This is a genomic window from Vibrio sp. K4 (assembly GCF_051122595.1).
Lineage (GTDB): Bacteria > Pseudomonadota > Gammaproteobacteria > Enterobacterales > Vibrionaceae > Vibrio > Vibrio owensii.
The window spans coordinates 141,875-162,509 of sequence record NZ_CP178578.1; the positions used below are offsets into that span (position 1 = coordinate 141,875).

Below are 20,635 nucleotides of genomic sequence, written 5' to 3' on the forward strand. Positions count from 1 at the left end.
AAAAAGGATAGAGAAATCATTAAGCAGTTAAGGTAACCATCAGATAGCCGTTGAGTGCCAGTACTAAAGTAACGATAACCATACCTGCGTAAGAGACCCATTTGTTGTTTTTGAACTCACCCATCAAGCGTTCGCTGTTGGTAAAGATAAGCAATGGGATAATCGCCAACGCAATACCAAAGCTCAGCACCACTTGGCTCATCACCAAGATATCGGTGGTGTTCATGCCCAAACCAATCACCACAAACGAAGGTGCCATAGTAATAGAGCGTCGTACCCACATTGGAATAGAGAAGCGCACAAAGCCTTGCATCACCACCTGACCTGCCATTGTACCAACGACGGTAGAAGACAAGCCTGAAGCAATCAACGAGACACCAAACAACACAGATGCAGCTTTACCTACCAATGGCGTTAGCGTCATGTATGTCGTTTCAATTTCCGCCACATGTTGGTTGCCTGAGTAATGGAACACGGCAGCTGCCATCGCCACAATCGCGATATTCACAAAACCTGCAATTACCATCGCAATCAACACATCAAAGCGAGTGGTACGAAGGCGAGTTTTGGTGCTTTCGCCATAGCTGTTTTTGAACAGTGCAGAATGAAGATAAATCACGTGAGGCATTACAGTCGCGCCTAAAATACCCGCAGCAAGGTAGATCTGGTGCGAATCAGTAAAGGTTGGGGTTAGCAAACCTTTCACCATTTCACCGCCCGCAGGGTGCGCAAAAAACAGTTCAGCAATGTAGATAACCGCGACCAGCATCAAAAGCGAACCAATCACGACTTCTAGCGGTTTTTGACCTTTCTGGTTAAGCATCAAAATCATCACGGTTGCTACCGCAGTGATCATCGCACCTTCCATTAAGCTAATTCCAAACACCAACTGAAAGCCGACTGCCGCACCGATAAACTCGGCAAGGTCTGTTGCTATCGCGATGATTTCAGCTTGGATCCAGTAGAAGCCCACCGCCCATTTATTTGGTAGGTGATCACGTAGATGCTCTGCTAGGTTTTTGCCTGTAACGATACCTAGCTTGGCGGATAAATACTGAATCAACATCGCCATTAGGTTTGCCCATAGCACTACCCAAAGTAGCTGGTAACCAAATGAAGATCCTGATTCAATATTTGTCGCAAAGTTGCCTGGGTCGATGTAACCAATCGCCGCAATGAACGCCGGGCCTAACATCAGCATTTTACGTTTGATTTTATTGAATGCCGAAACTTTTGATGTTGTGGCGGCATCTAAATGTATGGATGCATTATTTATCGATACATTACTCATGGCGATATTCCTCTCTAGTCGATGAGAGAATCATACGCTCGCTCAAATGAGAATCAATATCATTTAGGTGCACAAAAACGGTAATTAAGATTTCAACAATTAATTTTTAATTATCGATAAACAAAAGCTATCAAAGATTTCTGTTGAATTTGGTTTGCTATTACCCAGAAACAACAATGCCGCGTTGGACGCGGCATTGAAAGCGGGGGATGGTTTCGATTACTTAGTCGCGACGGCCGCGCAATTGAATCGGTTGGTTGGAAGCGTCTGTTTGAATCATCACGCCACCGTAAGTAGCGTCATTACGACCTTTAAGAGTCAGGTTAGAATCCGCGCGCTCCACATTAACTTGGTTTGTTTGGCTAGTAGCCATATCAATAGTACCCGTGTATGAGCCATCGCCAGCGAATGCTACATTCATTGAACAAGCCATTAAGCCTACTAGTGCGATTAGTTTTTTCATACGTCACCTCGATTATTTGTGGTACATCGTTTCGATGAAGAAACTGTAGCAACAGTTCCAAAGTAGCACGAGGAAAACCCGAATTTACCAAATGGAAATCCTCGGTCAAAAAATGCTTTTCTGCCATAAACTTAGAATTGACCATCCCCTGTCTTTTTTTATAAGAGGCGGAGTTATGATGCCGTGGCAACGTTGGCGGGAGTAAAAGAATGACAATGAATCTAGATATGCAAAACGTCTTGGTATTAAAGCGCATGTATGAACTGCGTAATGTTCGTTTGGTGGCAGAATCGATGGGGAAAACCTCAGGTGCCATCAGTAAGAACTTAACCAAGATGAAAGCGCAACTGGACGATCCTTTGTTCATTCAAACCAAAAATGGCTTTGAGCCGACCTCGTTTATTGAAGCCAACATGCCTCACTTCGAACAGATCCTCGCCAGTGCAGACGCCATTAAGCCACAGCAGTTCTCACCAGATTTATTTGCGGGCGAGGTTGCCATCTACGCCAACACACTGTTTTGGGATCGATTCGGTGACAAGCTTTATCTCGAACTACTTAAGCAAGCACCGCACGCCAGTTATGCCTTTTTAAGATGGGGGGCGGATGCGCGCAATCGCATCATTGAAGGTGAGAATGCCATTGCTATTCACTACTTTGATGAAGACCTGCCTCAATCCATCGCTCAAAAAGAACTTGGTCGGGGGAAAGCTGTCTTTTTTGTGAAAGAAGATCACCCAGCACAAGATTTTCAATCTTTGAGTGATTACACGTTTGTTCTGTTCAAAACACCGGGCTGGAACGATCACAAATACCCGCTTTTGGATCGATTGAGAAACATCGGTTTTCACGTTGAGCCCAAAGTTGAGATTGAGCACCCTACGATGATTCACAGCATTATCATGAACACCGACCATTTCGGTATTACCATGAGCGGTAACGTTCCTGAATCATGTCGCAGTATCGAGCTACCAAACGGGCTGGAACTTGGCGTGAGCTTTGTGATGAGCTGCCGACGTTCTCAGCAGCATGACCCACAAAACCAATGGTTGTTTGACGTGATTCAATCCATCATTAAGCAGCATTCAAAGCCAGATTAAAATTTGATTTCGCCGAGTACACCGAGCGTAATGGCTTGGTGATGCTTATTAATGTACTCAATATCTTGCAAGTAAGCGTTGTGGTGACAGTCTTCCATATTGGCTTGGAACTGAGCATCGCCCTTCGCAGCCATTGACCGCATGTGGTCTACCAACGCCGTCAAACGCAACGTCATTACCTCAACCAACTCTTCACGTTCTAATCGAGTACAACCATAAGCGTCACAGAAGATCTTGGCTCTGCGAATTTGCTCCTCAAGCGTCCCCATTTTGTCGTCTTCATCAGTTTTGAACGGTGCCCAGCCATACACAGAAAAGGCGATGTCCCAAATTCGAGGTGCTGGGTGCGCGGTATCAAAATCGAATACCCCCACCACAACATCGCCCTCTAACGCGACGTTATAAGGCATGAAATCGCCATGGCAAATCACCTCTTTTGGAGAGCGTGAAGGCAGCATCCAGTGATGGACATCTTGTGTATTGAGCTTGAGGAAACTTTCAGAGGCATCGTGAAAACGACGTAGTAGTTTAGCGGCAGATTTCAGCGCCGTTAGCGAGCTAATTGGGCCTTCTAGCGGGTAATTGTAAGTCTCGCCTTCAACGAAAGTCAGCAGCTCTTTTCCTCCCTCAATAGAGACGGCTTTTGGACACGCGGCAAAGCCGTGGCTGTGAAGATGTTGGAGTAATTGATGAACCGTCATCGTCCAATGACTGGCAGGCCGGCTAACGAGCTCTCCCTTACGATAAATGGCATTCTCTCTGCCACCTTCTAACGCTTCCATTACAGCTCCTTGATGCTCAGAGCGTGCGCTCTGTGAGTGATGACGACATGAAACGTACTTCGTCATCTTAGCACCCGAACTTTACTCATGGAGGCTGATAATGTTTCAGATTGTTAGATAAATCGCAGTTCGTTTCCGTCTTGTGATTGAGCCCTAAAATTGCGCTTCGAGACTTTGCCTTAACCACTCGATAAATGCTTTCACGTGCGGCCTTTCTTCACCGCGAACAATCATGTGATGCGCACCTCGGCTTGGCATCGACCAATCTCCGATTTGCACCAACGAGCCTTGCTGAAGATGGTCCTCGACCAATAAGTCTCTTACAAGCAAAATGCCCAGTTGATTCACCGCAGCTTCAATCGCTAATAGAGAGTGCTCAAACTCTCCTGTGAGCTTCACTCCTTTGCATTCGACACCTTGATACGCTAACCAACACTGCCATGTTTCTTGGTAGCCTCCCGTAGCTAACTTAGGCAAGCGAGCAAGATCAGATAAGTGAGAAATGGGATTAAGATGCAAAAAGCCTGGGCTTGCCACCACAATCCAGTTTTCTTGTGTCAGTTGAATGGCTTGCTGTGACTGCCAATCGCCATAACCATTAATGATCTCCACATCAGCGATATCACTGTTGCTCGGCATTGCGTTGGCGGTGGTAGAGACTTTAAAACTCACTTTAGGGTGTTGGCGATGGAAATCCGCCAGTCGCGGCATTAGCCATTGAGAACAAAAGCTGTGTGCCACGTGTAACGTTAACTGCGCTTGCTTTTGTCGGGAGAAAAGATGTTGAGTCGCAGCAGATAAACTCTGAAAGACATGACTTACCACAGGTAAATAATCATGAGCAGCTTGAGTGAGATTGAGCTGAGCACCATTGCGTTCAAACAAGGTGGCGTCTAAGTAAACTTCGAGGGATTTAACCTGCTGACTGACCGCCGCACGGGTGACATTGAGCTCTTCTGCCGCCTTAGTAAAGCTTTGCAATCGAGCGGTTGCCTCAAACGCTTTGAGAGAATTGAGTGGCGGTAGGTTTTGCATATCAGGCTCCAGACGAACAAGTAAGAAAATACTATGACGGAGCTGTGACAGATAAATGAAGGGAAACAAAAAAGCCAGCGTCAGACGCTGGCTTTTAAAGTTACTGATTCAATAATGAATTATTGAGCAGCTTCTTCAGTTTGGTATTGGAACGCAGGAACAACAACTTCTACACGACGGTTCTCTTCACGACCTTCGCGAGTTTCGTTGCTAGCTACTGGGTTAGCTTCGCCCATACCTTTAACAGTCATACGGTCTGCAGCGATACCTTCAGCTTGGAAGTGATCAGCAACTGCTTGTGCACGCTTCTCAGTTAGCTGTTGGTTGTAAGCTTCAGAACCAGTTGTGTCACTGTAGCCGTTGATTTCAACTTGAGCTTGTGGGTAAGTGTTCATTAGCTCTACAGTACCGTTGAACGCAGAAGCGTCTTGTAGTTCAGCGCTTTCTAGGCCGAATTGTACTGTTGCTGTTTGAGCTGGGTATTCGTTCTCAACGATGCGAGTCGCTGGACGAGTTTCAACTACTTCTTCTTGAACTACTGGCTCAGAACCGAACTTGTAGTTGAAGCCGATACCGAAGAAGTCAGCATCCATGTCGTCGATGATGTCATCAGACATGTCTTGGTAACGTTGGTACTCAGCGCGTAGGCTCCAGTTGTAGTTGATTTGGTATTCAGCACCTAGAGAGCCAGTTGGTACGAAATCTTTCTCGTCACCAGCCATCATGTATGCAGCACCTACTTTAGCAAATAGGTTCCAAGAATCAGTTAGAGGAAGGTTGAACTTAGGAGCTAGAGTTAGCGCCCATAGGTCACCGTCAACTGTGTTTTTGCCAGCTTTGTTGAAGTTAGCTGTGAAGTTACCTAGGTAATCAACACCGTATTCAGCTGCAACGTATTCGTTGAAGTTGTAACCAATGTGCATACCAGCTGCGAAGCTGTCGTCATCACATGGAGCGTCTAGGTGACATGCGTCGTTTAGAGCGTTGTAACCAAGTTTGCCGCCGATGTATGTATCAGCAAGAGCAACATTCGACATTACGCCACCAGCTAGAACGGTAGCCACTGCAAGAGCGATCTTTTTCATTATTTTTCCTTTATGCGAGGCGACCCGATTACTTTCCCCAGAAAAATCTGTTTTTAGGAAACTCAGAACCTACACTGTTTTCAAGTGATTAAAAACTACGCCAACAATCTCTATTAACGCATCATCATGCGACGCCTTAATCGGGATTCATCCATTAAGAGCGTTGGTTGGAATTTTGATGCACCTATCTGCCACGATATCACTGACGCCTTTAACCAGCACATCAGGAGTGAGAGATAACGATGAGCAAACCTCTGTAGGTACAAGATTCCGGGACGAAAATTATCCGGATTCTATCTTGTAATCACATAGCAACTAAAAAGTAATTTAATCGGCTGTGCCTACTTCAACCGCAAACTCTGGATCGGTAACCCTATGAGATGATATGAGTTTTGTGACAAGAATCTCGAAACGGACTTTAACAGAATAACCATCTCTAAAATAAATCATTATTTTTGTCGTCACGACAAAAAATCCTTATCGATACTCAGATAACCATCAGATATTGCAGATTTTTTGTTTAAAGCGCTTAGAAAGTAGTTCGTCAATAGAGAACGTGGAAAGAATAGTGGCAGAAAAGACAGCCCGTAAAGTACGGGCTGTGAACGAATTGCGTTAAATTTTGTCAGAGACCGCCAATGTTGCAGCCAAAACATCCTGTCCAAACAAGACACTACGCTCAGGAGACCAACCATATAGAGGGTCTGGATGGTTGTTATTGTCTTTGAATGGCATCTCAATGGTGTAAGACAAACACTTGAATTGCTCTGCCACCCAGTTAGAGCCAACGGTTAGGTTCGCTTTACCCGGTTCATCTTTGTCGTAACCGATCTCGTCTTGGAACTCTGGTGTAATCGTCAGAAGTGCTTGTTTAAACGCGTTTTCCAACTCAGCCATGCCTTCGTCATAAGAAGGAATACCTTCAGAGCCCGCCACAAAGTTGTACGGGATAGCTTCATCACCATGAATATCTAGGAACATATCCACGCCAGTTTCTAGCATGCGCTCACGAACCAAGAAGACTTCAGGACTCTTTTCCATTGATGGCGTTTGCCACTCACGGTTTAGGTTTACGCCAACCGCGTTAGTACGTAGGTGACCACGCACACCGCCGTCTGGGTTCATGTTTGGCACAACGTAAAGTACTGCTTTTTCAAGCAATGCACGCGCAACCGTGTCGTTCTCATCAAGCAGACGTTGGATCATGCCTTCCATGAACCATTCTGCCATCGTCTCACCTGGGTGCTGACGTGCAATCATCCAGATTTTCTTTTTGCCTTCTTCTGGCTCACCGAAAGTAAGCAAGCTCATGTCATTGCCATCTAGCGTATGACCAAGCGTCTCTAGTTGGCAGTGGTGCGCGCTTTGTGCCATGTGTAACAGGTCTAGATGACGGTCGTACGTGTAAGGTGCAAAGTACGCGAAGTAAATTGAGCTGCGCTCAGGGATAACAGTGAAAGTCAGCGTGTCGCCATCGAACTCTGCCGGTACTCGGAACCACTCTTCACGATCGTAAGACGCAACCACGTCGTAACCTTGCCAACCTTCTGGGTAAGCCGATTTCGCAAGATCAAGAAGTTTGATGGTGTGTGATTGCTCGGCTTCTGTCTCTAGACGGAAGTGGAACCACTGGTAGAATTCCGACATGTTGTCGTTAGGAATTTTGAGTTGGATGTCGTTTTTGTCGTCCGCTTTCACTACGTGAATGCTGCCGCTGTCAAAGTTGCTGAATACTTTCATTTTATTACTCACCTTTTGCATCTGAGCTTGAAAGACTGAGGCTAACACAAAGGGAAGAGGTGCCTCTAACACTTTCACTTCTTCCCTATCCGTTTGCGATCAAAATATTCAGTTTAGTCGAGCTTATCCGCTTTGCCTGCTGGTCCTGCGAGTTTTGCTAGCCACTTATCCCAGATGAACGGCGTCTGCTCGTTATCTTCTGCTTCCTCTTTTCGGCGTACCGCGTTGCGTACCATCATCGCTCCCGTCCATCGAAATGGCTCTGGCGGGAAATGCCCCAACGGCCCTTTGGCTAAACCGCTTTTCGTCCATTCATTCTCGATTCCCAATACCAACGAAGATAAGATCTTTCCGCCCATTCGAGTTTGCGCCACCCCGTTACCCGAATAACCAAAGCCATAAAAGATATTGCTTTGGTTATCTAACTCACCGAAGAATGGAAAACCAGTAGCGGAACGATCTGAACCGCCCGTCCATGAATAAGCGAACTCTGCTCCTTTCAAACGCGGGAATAACTTATCGAACGATTTACGCAGTAGATCTTGATAGCGTGTTGGCTTGTTGAACATTGCATTGACTTGGTTGTTGAAAGAGAACTGATTGCCGCCTTTCCCCAACATCAAACGGCCATCTGGCGTATCTCTGTAATAGTGGACGAAGATACGTGAATCCAACACGCTAGAGCCTGCCTGCCAACCAGATTGAGATAGCGCATCACCAAGCGGTTTGGTGATCACCATGTCGGAAGAGACCACCACGATACTGCTTTTGAATTGCTTAAACTGCTCGACCATCCATGCGTTCAATGCCAACACCACCTGCTGCGCTTGAATATTTCCTTTAGGTGTACAGACAGTGGCAGGTTTTCCATAATCTAAACGCGTCATCGGCGTATTCTCATAGATCTCAACACCCAACTCCATTGCGACGCGTCTTAATCCTCTCGCCAATAAAGCAGGTTGAACGCTGGCAGCAACTGGAGAGTGGAAGCCTTCTATATTGCGCGGCGATCCCGCGTTGACACGCAGCTCCTCTGCTTGACAACGGCGCCAACTGTTCACTTTTAAACGCTTTAACTCGTCCACAACTGGCTGCATTCCCCCAGTTTGAGCGTGGTTGGTTGCTGTGTAATAAACCCCTTTCAATGACAATTGCGCATCGATGTTGTGCTGCTGACAAAAGTCGTCAATCTCTAGCACTGCTTGTTCCGACTCTTTTACCAACCAAGCGGCGTGTTCTTCACCGAATAAGCGTTTCAAGGTCGGAAACTTTGTCGACCAAGTCAGCATACAACCGCCGTTTGCGCCCGATGCACCACTGCCACACAAGCCTTTTTCAATCACAACCACCTGTTTTTCCGGCGATTGCTGCTTGATCATGATCGCAGTCCAAAGACCTGTGTAACCACCGCCGACGATAGCGACATCTGCTTGGATATTTTGTTGAAGTGGTTTAGCGGTTTCTGGCTGCTCAATTTCAAGCGCTTGCTTAAACCAATATGAAGGGTGAGTCATTCGATATCCTTTGTAAAAGTGACGCACACAACAGTGCTTTGTCACCACTTTACAAACCTACCGAATATTCAACGAGCTAGAAAAACTTACGCTGAGCGTTAGAAAATATTTATGAGATATTATATTTAAGGAATACATTCACCAAGAATATGTATTTAATAATAAAAAAGAGGAGCAAATGCTCCCCAAAAATAATAGAACGAATATACAACAAGGATTAAACAGGCAATAGAGTTATAAATGCTAGCGAATAAATTAATTAACGATTACCAGGTTCACGCATGCGGTATTCGTATTTCACATTCAATATTGGTTGGTATGCGATTTGACCGTTATCTTGCAAGAATTCATCTACTGTTACTTTCGCATTAGTAATAGAGAAAGACTGGCGGTCTACGATATCAAATGAGCTTTTGAATTCGTCTCTTAACTGTGCTGACGACTTGCTTTGATAGTTCTTAATCATTTCAAAGCCCATGTCGTAAGCGGCTTGTTTACTGTCTACAACATTACCGTGAATGGTTCTGCTGTTATTAGTCCATTGGTAACCACCAGCAATAGCAGCGATTGGAGTAGCGGTTAATGCGATAAGACTTGCTAGAGTGATTAAACGTTTCATAATGTGCTCCTTACTTACCTTTTAAATATCGAGTTCCAAATACTCGATTAATGTAGGGTACGTATAGAGACCTATAGCGAGTCAGATTAATTTCAGAAAAACTTTAATTAATTTCCATTTTATTTTTAATTGACTGTTAGACTCGGCTTTTGCTTTTAATAAAAAACTAAGTAAATCCGTAGATTAGCTTTTCTCGATAGCTTAATCATACCGTCTAAATTTCTTCTTATCGGATTTAATATATCTAATCGCTATAAATAAGTGCGTTTTGGATATGACACGATACTTCTCTCCTGTACGCTCTCTGACCGCGAATCCTGACACTCTCATACCAAGCCTTACAATACCTCGCCACGCTTTTCTCATAGAATCCTCAGCAAAAGAACACTGTTCAAAACTAGTTACTGTCTTAGCTGGAGTGAAGAACGACTCACTTTGCTTTCTCCCTTTTTGCGTTCGATACCTAACGCTCACAGCCACATGACAGAACCGACACCACTGGAAATGAGTTTGGAGTGAAATAACCATGAATAAATCCATCCTTCACCACAGCAAAACCATTTACTCGGATGAGTATGCTGAGATTTATCATCCAATCTGGACATACCGCATCAAGTTCATTGCGCGTGCGTTGTTCTATCGAAAGTCATTTAAGTATCTGGCAGACAACATTGAGTCTTCACTGTTGGAGATGCTATGTACGCGCACTCATCGATTCTTAGAAAAACCATTTCGTCCGTATATCGTAAAAAACAGCCCTGCGATTGATCGTTCAGCGCTTGTGGTTGATCACTACAACACAGTGTCGGAGCTCGTCTCGCCTGATCTAATGAAACAGATCTATACCGATGCCAAGGGACTCACTCTGATGACCTTTGAGATCGAGGATATTCTCTACACGGTCAAATTGGTTTATGAAGCTCGCTACCAAAAAGAAGGCGACATGAGCTTGGTATTACACAGCCAAGAAGATGGCCACTTCTATACTCTGTCGTTCACATTGGGACACGAGAAAGGTGCTCGCAGCATCATGATTGGTGGCTTACAAGGCCCACGCAGCAACGAAACTAGCAATGAAAAAATCAAAAAGCTGACTCGTAAATTGTACGGTCAACGCCCAAAAAGTTTGATGGTCAGCCTTCTGGATCTTCTTGCTCAGATTTGGGGTGTTGAAACCATTCTTGCAGTGAAAACCCAGTCACACACTTATGCCGCTAAACGTTATAGCAAAGGGCGAATCAAAACGGATTACGATGCATTGTGGAAGGAACTTGGCGGTACTGAGTACGATCGCAACTTCTACTCACTCCCAGTGAATGCTCCGCGCCGTGATCTCGACGGGATGTCGCGATCTAAACGTTCGATGTACCGTCGTCGTTATGAATGGCTAGACAACACCAAAGCAACATTCGAACAAGTACTAAGAAACTAAAAAAGCTAAAAGGCTAAAAGCTAAAAAGCTGAGGAGAAACGTTCATGCGTTATTCATTCGCTGCTGCTCTGGTGTTGTCGACTCTTTCCCTATCGGCGAACGCAAGTACAAGCAAGCACATCATAGGCACGAACCTAGGTTATGGCGGTGTAAGCTATGACGCCCCCGCAAGTAAAGAATCCGGTGATATGTTTCTTGGTGAAATTTATTACCGATACATGCCGACCCAAAACTTCGGGATTGAAGCGGGCTTTAAAGGGGCGTTTGATGGTATTGGCTCAACGCTGTTAAGCCCAATTTCAGAGGTTACCGACACGAGCTTTTCTGGCCCACGATTAAGCGGCTATGCTAGCTACCCTCTTGGTGCTGGTTTCGAACTTTACGGTAAAGCAGGTATGACGCTCTACACCCTTGAGTACACTTACAAGGTGAATGGACAGAGCCGAAACATTGAACACACTAGCGTTGGCGGTGAAGCGGCGGCAGGATTAGAATGGAGCTACAAGCACTTTGGTTTGAATGCTGAGTATGTGTACTCAAAGAACAGTGATTTTGATTCCGGTGGCGTGATGTTCGGCGCTCAATTGCGTTTCTGACGTCCCTTATACTCCTACCCTTCCCAAAAACTAAAAAAGAAAAAGGCTGCGATGGCCTGAGTCGCTGCCTTTTTCTTTCATCAATATGTGTCAGTTCGTCAACGCAAGAATGATCCCCGCCACGATAGAAGTAACGCCAAGCCCTCGAGTGAGATACCATTTCTCAGACAGAAACCAAATCCCCATAAACAACCCAAACACAATGCTGATTTGCCTTAGTGCCACCACCAAACTCACGTTGTCGGTCATGGTCATCGCAAACAGCACCAAGCCGTAGGTGGATGCCATCATTACCCCTGCCATGCTGGCTGTTTTGCGGATCTGCCACGCTGTCTTAATCTCATCTGGCTTGCCCATAACTAAGCACCATACAAGGGCTGGAATACCAATCGCCCAAAACTGCACGCCCAAGTAGAAGATTGCACTGTACTGATCATTCAAGATCTCTGATGCTTGTCCTGTGAGTAAACTCAGCGCTTCTTTATCGACTACCGAGTAACCCGTTGTGCCTATTGCGGCAATCAATGCCCAGAACACACCAACGTTCAAATAAGAGCCCAATGTCATCTGACGAAAATTCGTCAGTGGTACCAGCATACAACCAAGAGTAATTAGTAAGAATCCAAGCCACTGCTGACTGGATAATTCATGTCCCAATGCAACACTGATTGCGCCGACCATCATCACAGGCAGTGCCCGAGCAATCGGATAAACCACCCCCACATCAGCATGCTTATAAGCGACAATCAAACCAACCAGATAAACCATTTGTGAAATGCCGCTAATGAACAGCAATCCCCAAAACTCACTCGGTAATGATGTCCAGCCAATGGTTGCCAAATACCAAATCAAATAAGGGGTAAGAATGAAACATGCAGAAAAGCTGGCGGCCATGGTAAACGCGAGTCCAGAGCCTGAGTTGCTTTTGCCAAGGATATTCCAGCCCGCATGAAGAACAGCAGAGAAAACGACGAGACCAATCGCCAACAAATCCATTTCAATGTTCCTGTCTGAATAAAATAAAGGCCCCGAGATGGAGCCTTAGATAATGAGAAAATCCACTTAACGATGGAGTTCCGCCAGAGATTCAATGCTAATGGCATCGTGTCGCCAATATTCGATATCGCAATCAATCAACTCACCGTGTTGGTTATAGTTGATGCGCTCCACCACCATCGCTGGCGTACCGGCTGTCGCGCGCAGTGCCTGAGCCATTTCACCCAACAAAGTGCTGGTTGAAATGCGGTAGCGAATCTTTTGATACGTCACGCCATAATGCTCGCGGTAAATGTCCGTCAGTGAATTTGATAAATCGTAATCCAGCAGGTTCGGAAACAGCTCTGGACGAATGTAGTTTGTTACGAACACCACAGGTCTGTCTTCAAGGTATCGTACACGGTCGACTCGATACACATCCGAGAAAGGCTGCAAGTCCAGCAAACGCGCCGCTTGTTTGTTTGCCAACGTCCCTTTTGCTGCAACCAACTCCGTTTTTGGCACACGATTTTGCGCTTTCGCCATGTTCGGGAAGTTCAGCGTTTGGGTTGGATCGTAACGCAATGGCTCAGGTGAGATAAACCAACCTCGGCGATCTTCGCGATAGATTCGACCTTCCGCTTCTAGCAGTGATAAAGCTTCACGCAGAGTGACGCGTGTAGTGTCGAACGACTCCGCCAACTTACGCTCTGCTGGCAGTTTTTGACGCGGCGATAGCATGCCCGCTTCAATCTGTTCAACAATCGAATCTTTAATTTTTACGTATTGCACGAAGTGTCCTTATCTTTTGCGCCAAGCTTGTGTGCGATTCTCTAACAATTTACCCAAAGTCATCTGAACAATCTTCGCAATTGCGGCAGCAATCATGATCATCACAGCCATTGCCGCAGCAGCGCCAGTTTGACCTGCATCGTCCATGTTCAGAATCGAGACCGAAGCCGGAATCGTATCGGTTGAGTAAAGGAATACTACCGCAGAAGTGGTGGTCAATGCATTAACAAACAAGTAAGTCGCAATGTCCAAAATCGCAGGTAAACACACAGGTAATGTCACTTTAAAGAACAACTTGTATTGAGGAAGCTTCACCGATGCCGCCGTGGCTTCAATCTCCGATGGCAACTGCTTTAGCGCTGTCAAGGCGGTCATGTGACCCACGGTGTAGTAATGCACTACCGTGTTAATTACCAAGAATGCCATGGTGCCATAAAGCACATTCAGAGGATTGTTCGCATCGTTGAAGTAAAAGATGTAACCCAAGCCAAGCACCATACCAGGAACCGCCATTGGCACCACGCTAAGCATTTGCATCACTTGACGAATTGGACCAAACGCACGTCCTTTCTCAATGCAGTAAGCACCGACAAAGATGATGGCTGTACCAATAACTGCCGTCCAACCTGCCAGCGTTAGCGAGTTGAAGAATGGGCTCCAACCGTAGGTGCTCATTTCAGCAAAGTTGTAGTTGTTTAACGTTAGAGCTTTGTTCCAAGGCCAGAACGTAACTAACGAGCCATACACCGCCATGCCAAGCACAGCCAACACTGCGATAGAAATGATGCTGCAGTAAACCAAACAAATGCTGTCGCGCGCTTTGTTAGGTTCTGGCTGATAAGGCACCGAGCGAGTGTCGAATAAGCTCTTTTGTTTTTTCTGTACCCAGCGGTCTGCGCCAAACGCCATTACCGCAGGGAATAACAACATAATGCTAGTCACCGCACCCATGGCAAAGTTTTGCTGTCCCACGACTTGCTTGAAGATGTCAGTCGCCAGAACGTTGTAGCTGCCTCCAATCACTTTCGGCACACCAAAGTCCGTGATAACCAATGTAAAAACCACAATAAGCGTACTGATCAAACCGTATTTCGCCGCAGGTAACGTCACCATAAAGAAGGTTTTGATTGGTGAAGTTTTAAGTGCGCGGGCTGCTTCATACAAACGGGCATCTGAAGTACGCAGCGAAGTGGTTAAGATCATTAATGCATGAGGAAAGGTCCAGAAAATCAAACCCATCGAGATACCAATCACGCCGTAAATCGAGTTTCCTAACAACATCTCTTTGGCAATGCCTTGATTACCGAAAAGGAAGATCAAACTGATCGCTGGTAACAGCGAAGGCGCAAGAATTGGCGCAGTACCTAGGATTTGGAACAAACCTTTAAACGGCATGCATGAACGAGTCAGCGCGTAGGCATAGCCAAATGCAAGCACACCGACTAACGAGGTCACTATCACGCCCAAAGTGAAGGTGTTGCCCACCGACACCCACAAGCTTGAAGAGGAAAAGTACGTCGCAAAGTTTGCCAATCCGACAAATTCGCCATTGGCATTTTGCACACTCTTGGTCAACATAGCCCAAAGCGGCATTAAGATGAACAACACCATCATGGTCGACAAGCCAGCGAGCAAACCAAACAACACAAGGTTGTCGCGGCTAACACGTCCGAGTAGGGATTTTGCTTTGTCTTGTGTGGTCAGGCTATTCATCGTCATTGTCTTCGCATCCATGTTTACACCTACGCCGCTAGCGCTTTATCAACCGAGGGCACGGCGTAACCATGCAGCCCTTCTTCAGCAAACTGGATGTAACGTACATCGCCCGCCTTGATATTGAGTTTTTGAACCGTTTCCACAGGCACATCCACGACGATGGTTTTCGTTGAGCTGTCGTTTTGCAATACGCAATCAATGCGGAAAAACGCCCCCAGAAACTCGGTAGCGGTAACTCGCACAGGTAAAGAGTTATTGTAGTTTTCAACGAACTTGATGCTTTCAGGACGCACCGCAAGGTCAAAGCGGTCACCACGTTGGATCTTACGATTGGTCAAGCTTGGCGCTGGCATCAAGGTTTCGGCAATGCGTACTTGGGAGTCCGTTGCGACTGAGGTTTCAATAAAGTTCATGCTGCCGACAAACTCAGCGACAAAGCGCGTAGCTGGTTGTTGGTAGATCTCTTGAGGCGTACCGACTTGCTCAATCACGCCATGGTTCATTACCACGATACGATCCGCCATCGACAACGCTTCATCCTGATCGTGCGTAACCATGATGGTAGTGATGCCCAGCTTGCGTTGCAGCTTACAAATCTCATCACGTAAGTGAACACGTACTTTTGCATCCAGCGCTGACAGCGGCTCATCAAGCAGCAGTAGACCCGGAGACAACGCCAATGCGCGAGCAAGTGCCACACGCTGCTGCTGACCACCAGAAAGTTGGTTAGGAAATTTCTCGCCAGAGGTTGGAAGACCAATGGTTTCTAACCAATAATCCACCTTCTCTAACGCTTCTTTGGTAGGCATGCCTTGATTCTTCAAACCCACCGCAATGTTCTCTTGCACAGTTAGGTTCGGAAACAGCGCATAAGATTGGAATACGATGCCGAAATCGCGCTTCTCTGGTGGTAGGAATGTGGTCTCTTGACCGTTTTGAAAAATCGCACCAGACGTTGGCAAGTCTAGACCTGCAATGGCACGTAGCAGAGTGGTTTTACCGCAGCCAGAAGGACCAAGAAAACAAACGAACTCGCCCTTCTCAATCGCTAGCGAGATTTTCTTTAATGCAGTGAACTGTCCGAATTGCTTCACTACATTTTCGATATTTAGGTAATGTTGGTTAGTTGACATAACACACGCTCCAAATGGTATATACCAACTTTAGTTTTGGAGTGTTACGTTCCAATGACAAATTTATAGCCAGAAGATGACAAATAGATGAAGGGAAGCGAAGTTTGTTTACGTGACAATTAGAGATTCCCGACTCGCTCCTTCGTCACTCTCGAGAATGACGTGATGAGTGTGGATCATAAATTCTGAAATCACATTCGCGGCTCAGAACGACAAGTTTTGACCTTCACTCCATATACTTAAGATCGTCATTCCGGACGAGCCTAAGCGAGCCATCCGGAATCTCTTACAAGCACTATATTCTGAGATTCCCGACTCACTCCTTCGTCGCTCTCGAGAATGACGTGGTGAGTGCGGATAGAAGCTCCCAACTTTCTTAAGTCCGTCATTCCAGCGAACCTAGGTGAGACTAGGAATCTACTCTCAACAAACTCTGAAATAACAGAGAAAACAAAAAATCCACCTCAACCGAGGTGGATTTCAGTATTCAACTCAAAGCAAATTCAATTAAGACTTTGGTTCTGATTTCGCGTCGAACTTCTCAGACCATGCCGCTAGAATCTCTGCACGCTTGCTGCCCATTTGCGCGAAGTCCATCTTCGCCATGTTCTCTTGAACGTTCGGGAAGTTAGACACGGTCGCTTTCACTTCTTTATGTGCAACCACTGGGTACATTTCCACGTAAAGTTCGTTTGCCGCTTTAGAGATTGACCAGTCGACAACGCGCTTCGCTGCATCAGACTCTTTTACTAGACCAACGGCTTCTGATTCCCAGCCGATGCCTTTTGGTGTGATCACCGCTAGTGGTGCACCTTGTGTTTTCAGCTTCGCGCCGCGGCTTGCCATCGAAATACCGATAGCCACTTCACCCATACCCGCTTGAACACATGGCTTAGAACCAGAGTGCGTGTAGTGTGCAATGTTCTTGTCTAAGTCACGCATGTAATTCCATGCCTGATCTTCACCCATGTTTTGTAGCCAAGCAGAAACCTGCATGTAGCCAGTCCCTGAAGACGCTGGGTTCGGCATTGCAATGTGACCTTTGTAAACCGGCTTCGTTAGGTCTTCCCAAGACGTTGGTTTAGGCAGGTTAAGTTGTTTCGCTACCGCTTCGTTGAAACAAACTGCGTTAAAGAACGCATCGTTACCGAACCAAGCTTGGTTTGATTGAGGGTCGTTTAGGTTCGCGTGCAACTCTTCCAAACCTTTTGGTGTGTAAGGCTTAAGAAGACCTTCATCTTTAAGCAGTGCCATTGACGAGCCAGCAAGACCCCAAACCACTTCCGCTTGAGGGTTGTTCTTTTCTGCCAGCAATTTCGCCGTCATGATACCGGTTGAATCGCGAACCCACTTAATCTTGATATCTGGGTTATCTTTCTCAAACGCAGACTTGTATTTCGCAAGAATGTCAGTTTCGAAAGCGGTGTAAACCGTGACTTCCTGTGCTGCCATTGCATTCGTAGCTAGCAGAGAGACAAGTGCAGCCAGCGATCCTTTCATCAAACGGTTTTTCATCATTTTCTCCAGTTAATTTGGCTAAGTTTTCATTTGGTCTGTACCAGTTGACGATATACACCCTACTGAGCCTTTGTGACGAAATCATGACCATTAAATGGCAGTTTTACGAAAATTTGCGATGAATAATCGTTCAATTGATCCGCCATTTTCTGGATATTAAAGTTTTATGAAATTGGATATTCGCCTATTTACTGCCCTTTTCTTCCTCGCTAGAGTGAACTCGAAATTTGGTGTAGACCAATTAGCCTATTCTGATGGAAATCGAGATGAAAAACGAATACCTACTACTGACTCCAGGTCCTCTATCTACTTCTGAAACGGTACGTGAAGCCATGCTTAAAGACTGGTGTACTTGGGATGATGAATACAACAAAGACATCGTAGAAGTGATCCGCACTAAGCTTGTAAAACTGGCGACTCAACAAGACGGCTACACCAGCGTACTAATGCAAGGTAGCGGGACCGCATCAGTAGAAGCAACGATTGGCAGCGCCATTGGCAAAGATGGAAAATTGTTGGTTGTCGACAACGGTGCGTACGGTGCACGTATCGCTCAGATCGCTGAATACCTAAATATTCCATGCCATGTAGTTTCCCCAGGCGAAACATCACAGCCACACTTGAACGAGGTGGAAACTGCATTGGCATCGGATCCTACAATCACACACGTGGCGATTGTTCATTGCGAGACAACCACTGGCATGCTTAACCCAATTGAGGCATTTGCTTCTGCGGCAAAAGCACACGGTAAAGTCGTGATTCTCGATGCCATGTCGAGCTTTGGTGGCATTCCTATCGATATCGCAGAGCTAGGCATCGATTTTATGATCAGCTCTGCAAACAAATGTATTCAAGGCGTGCCGGGCTTTGGCTTTGTGATTGCAAAACAAACTGAGCTCGAAAAGTGCCAAGGTCAGGCACGTTCTTTGAGCCTTGATCTTTACGACCAGTGGCACTGCATGGAAGTGAACCACGGTAAATGGCGTTTCACGTCTCCAACGCACACGGTTCGCGCTTTCTACCAAGCACTATTAGAGCTGGAGCAAGAAGGCGGCATTGAAGCTCGTCATCACCGTTACCAAACTAACCAGAAAACACTGGTTGCAGGTATGCGTTCTTTGGGGTTTGAGCCACTACTGAGTGATGACCTTCACTCGCCAATCATCACTTCTTTCTACTCTCCGACGCACAGTGATTACCAGTTCAAAGCGTTCTACACACGTTTGAAAGAGCAGGGCTTCGTGATCTATCCGGGTAAGGTATCGAACGCAGATTGCTTCCGCATCGGCAACATTGGTGAAGTTTACCCAGCAGATATCGAGCGCTTAATCGGTGCAATTGAAAAAGCAATGTACTGGCAAGTTGCGTAAAGCAGCCTTCTGATTGAGAGAGCGTTATGACTCAGAATATCAAACCCACCCACTTCCGCAGCGAAGGCGATGTTAACACAACACCAGCGCGCCAAGCTTGGAATACATCGATGGACGATGAACGCACACAAGCATTGTTGAAGCGTGATTCGGAGGTCTTTCTTCATCAAGCCATGTCGACGCCGTGCTTAGATACCTTGGAAGCAGCAGAAGGCATCTACATCCAAGATGCTACCGGTAAAAAGTACATGGATTTCCATGGCAATAACGTCCATCAACTGGGCTACGGTCACCCGCATGTGATTAAACGTGTGCAAGAGCAAATTGCCAAACTGCCGTTTTCACCACGTCGTTTTACCAATGAAACCGCGATTGAATGTGCCGAAAAACTCACACAAATCTGTGGCGGCGAATTGAACCGCGTGCTGTTTGCTCCGGGAGGCACATCTGCGGTTGGTATGGCACTTAAACTAGCGCGCCACATCACAGGCAACTACAAGGTGGTGTCTCTGTGGGATTCCTTCCACGGCGCATCGTTAGATGCTATCTCAGTGGGTGGTGAAGCGTGTTTCCGCCAAGGCATGGGACCATTAATGGCAGGTGTTGAGCGCATTCCACCAGCGGTGTCTTATCGTGGCGCTTTACCGGTCGCAGACGACAGCGATGTGCATTACGCCGATTACCTTGAATACGTGATTGAGAAAGAAGGCGGCGTGGGCGCGTTTATCGCAGAAGCAGTTCGTAATACCGACGTACAAGTGCCGAGCAAAGCCTACTGGAAACGCATTCGAGAAATCTGTGACAAACACAATGTCATGTTGATCATCGACGACATCCCGAATGGCATGGGTCGCAGCGGAGAATGGTTTACCTACCAAGCCTACGACATCGAGCCAGATGTGCTCTGCATCGGTAAAGGTTTGGGTGGTGGCTTAGTGCCTATCGCAGCCATGGTAACCAAAGACAAATACAACACCGCCGAGCAAATCTCAATGGGTCATTACACTCATGAGAAAAGCCCTATCGGTTGTGCTGCGGCACTGGCAACCATGGAAGCTATTGAGCAAGACGGCTTGCTAGATAAAGCCAAAGCTGACAGCCAGTTCATGCGTGAAAAGCTGCTAGAGATGAAAGCCAAATACCCAGTGATTGGTGATGTACGTGGCATTGGCATGTTGTGGGGTATTGAGTTGGTCACTGACCACGAAAGCAAAGCACGCGCGTATGACGAAGCGGAAGCTGTGCTTTACCAATGCCTCAACAACGGCGTGAGCTTCAAGGTATCGCAAGGTAACGTGATTCAACTCAGCCCACCGCTGATCATCACCCGCGAACAACTGACAGAAGCGTTGGCGATCTTCGAAGAAGCCATCGCCAAAGTGTGTAAAGACTTTAACTACTTTTAGGGTCAATAGACCTCAACAAAAACCAATTGATTCAGAGTGCAGTTCAAACGTGTAGGCAAGCGCTCTGG

General features: G+C 46.4%; 18 protein-coding genes. 5 read left to right on the plus strand and 13 right to left on the minus strand.

Going from position 1 to position 20,635, the window contains the following annotated elements; genetic code table 11:
- Nucleotides 1-19: 19 nt before the first annotated feature.
- Both ACLIIY_RS18105 and ACLIIY_RS18110 read right to left on the minus strand, forming a co-directional pair.
- Nucleotides 20-1,291 carry an Nramp family divalent metal transporter gene (locus ACLIIY_RS18105; protein ID WP_434529047.1) on the minus strand — a complete coding sequence of 424 codons (1,272 nt, stop codon included), beginning with the start codon at nt 1,289-1,291 and terminating at the stop codon, nt 20-22.
- Between the two features lie 223 nt (nt 1,292-1,514).
- Nucleotides 1,515-1,754 (minus strand): hypothetical protein, encoded by a 240-nt coding sequence (locus ACLIIY_RS18110; RefSeq protein ID WP_009705043.1) that lies wholly within the window; start codon nt 1,752-1,754, stop codon nt 1,515-1,517.
- Between the two features lie 209 nt (nt 1,755-1,963).
- Here ACLIIY_RS18110 and ACLIIY_RS18115 point away from each other — a divergent pair, with 209 nt between their 5' ends.
- Nucleotides 1,964-2,854, plus strand: coding sequence for a LysR substrate-binding domain-containing protein (locus tag ACLIIY_RS18115; protein WP_434529048.1), 891 nt, complete (start codon nt 1,964-1,966; stop codon nt 2,852-2,854).
- Here ACLIIY_RS18115 and ACLIIY_RS18120 read toward each other — a convergent pair.
- From ACLIIY_RS18120 to ACLIIY_RS18145, 6 genes are all read right to left on the minus strand, one after another.
- Complete coding sequence (locus ACLIIY_RS18120; RefSeq protein WP_408696595.1) at nt 2,851-3,636, minus strand: phosphotransferase enzyme family protein; 786 nt, start codon at nt 3,634-3,636, stop codon at nt 2,851-2,853. The genes ACLIIY_RS18115 and ACLIIY_RS18120 overlap by 4 nt on opposite strands.
- 153 nt (nt 3,637-3,789) lie before the next feature.
- Nucleotides 3,790-4,671 carry a LysR substrate-binding domain-containing protein gene (locus ACLIIY_RS18125; RefSeq protein WP_434146095.1) on the minus strand — a complete coding sequence of 294 codons (882 nt, stop codon included), beginning with the start codon at nt 4,669-4,671 and terminating at the stop codon, nt 3,790-3,792.
- 119 nt (nt 4,672-4,790) lie between these two features.
- Nucleotides 4,791-5,756, minus strand: a complete 966-nt coding sequence (locus ACLIIY_RS18130) for an OmpA family protein (RefSeq protein WP_038895869.1) — start codon at nt 5,754-5,756, stop codon at nt 4,791-4,793.
- Between the two features lie 615 nt (nt 5,757-6,371).
- Entirely contained in the window at nt 6,372-7,496 is a 1,125-nt protein-coding gene (locus ACLIIY_RS18135) for a M14 family metallopeptidase (protein WP_009705048.1), read from the minus strand.
- A gap of 113 nt (nt 7,497-7,609) precedes the next feature.
- Nucleotides 7,610-9,010: an FAD-dependent oxidoreductase gene (locus ACLIIY_RS18140; protein WP_434529049.1), complete on the minus strand. Its 1,401-nt coding sequence runs from the start codon at nt 9,008-9,010 to the stop codon at nt 7,610-7,612.
- Between the two features lie 259 nt (nt 9,011-9,269).
- Nucleotides 9,270-9,629, minus strand: coding sequence for a DUF3316 domain-containing protein (locus tag ACLIIY_RS18145; RefSeq protein ID WP_005442378.1), 360 nt, complete (start codon nt 9,627-9,629; stop codon nt 9,270-9,272).
- Between the two features lie 526 nt (nt 9,630-10,155).
- Between ACLIIY_RS18145 and ACLIIY_RS18150 the strand changes: the two genes are divergently transcribed.
- Both ACLIIY_RS18150 and ACLIIY_RS18155 read left to right on the plus strand, forming a co-directional pair.
- Nucleotides 10,156-11,061, plus strand: coding sequence for a VirK/YbjX family protein (locus ACLIIY_RS18150; protein WP_408739374.1), 906 nt, complete (start codon nt 10,156-10,158; stop codon nt 11,059-11,061).
- 44 nt (nt 11,062-11,105) lie between these two features.
- Nucleotides 11,106-11,657: an outer membrane beta-barrel protein gene (locus ACLIIY_RS18155; RefSeq protein WP_434529050.1), complete on the plus strand. Its 552-nt coding sequence runs from the start codon at nt 11,106-11,108 to the stop codon at nt 11,655-11,657.
- 90 nt (nt 11,658-11,747) lie between these two features.
- On the opposite strand, the gene ACLIIY_RS18160 is transcribed toward ACLIIY_RS18155, so the two are convergent.
- The 5 genes from ACLIIY_RS18160 to ACLIIY_RS18180 form a co-directional block, all read right to left on the minus strand.
- Nucleotides 11,748-12,653: an EamA family transporter gene (locus ACLIIY_RS18160; protein ID WP_005442368.1), complete on the minus strand. Its 906-nt coding sequence runs from the start codon at nt 12,651-12,653 to the stop codon at nt 11,748-11,750.
- 66 nt (nt 12,654-12,719) lie between these two features.
- Entirely contained in the window at nt 12,720-13,424 is a 705-nt protein-coding gene (gene phnR / locus ACLIIY_RS18165; RefSeq protein ID WP_017635094.1) for a phosphonate utilization transcriptional regulator PhnR, read from the minus strand.
- Nucleotides 13,425-13,433: 9 nt separating this feature from the next.
- Nucleotides 13,434-15,158, minus strand: a complete 1,725-nt coding sequence (locus ACLIIY_RS18170) for a putative 2-aminoethylphosphonate ABC transporter permease subunit (RefSeq protein ID WP_205461106.1) — start codon at nt 15,156-15,158, stop codon at nt 13,434-13,436.
- An 8-nt stretch (nt 15,159-15,166) separates the two neighbouring features.
- A complete protein-coding gene (locus ACLIIY_RS18175) occupies nt 15,167-16,273 on the minus strand; it encodes a putative 2-aminoethylphosphonate ABC transporter ATP-binding protein (RefSeq protein WP_434529051.1) in 1,107 nt (368 codons plus the stop codon).
- A 507-nt stretch (nt 16,274-16,780) separates the two neighbouring features.
- Entirely contained in the window at nt 16,781-17,791 is a 1,011-nt protein-coding gene (locus ACLIIY_RS18180) for a putative 2-aminoethylphosphonate ABC transporter substrate-binding protein (protein WP_005384363.1), read from the minus strand.
- Between the two features lie 266 nt (nt 17,792-18,057).
- Here ACLIIY_RS18180 and phnW point away from each other — a divergent pair, with 266 nt between their 5' ends.
- Nucleotides 18,058-19,161: a 2-aminoethylphosphonate--pyruvate transaminase gene (gene phnW, locus ACLIIY_RS18185; RefSeq protein ID WP_078608815.1), complete on the plus strand. Its 1,104-nt coding sequence runs from the start codon at nt 18,058-18,060 to the stop codon at nt 19,159-19,161.
- A 26-nt stretch (nt 19,162-19,187) separates the two neighbouring features.
- A complete protein-coding gene (locus tag ACLIIY_RS18190) occupies nt 19,188-20,567 on the plus strand; it encodes an aspartate aminotransferase family protein (RefSeq protein ID WP_434529052.1) in 1,380 nt (459 codons plus the stop codon).
- Nucleotides 20,568-20,635: the final 68 nt, after the last annotated feature.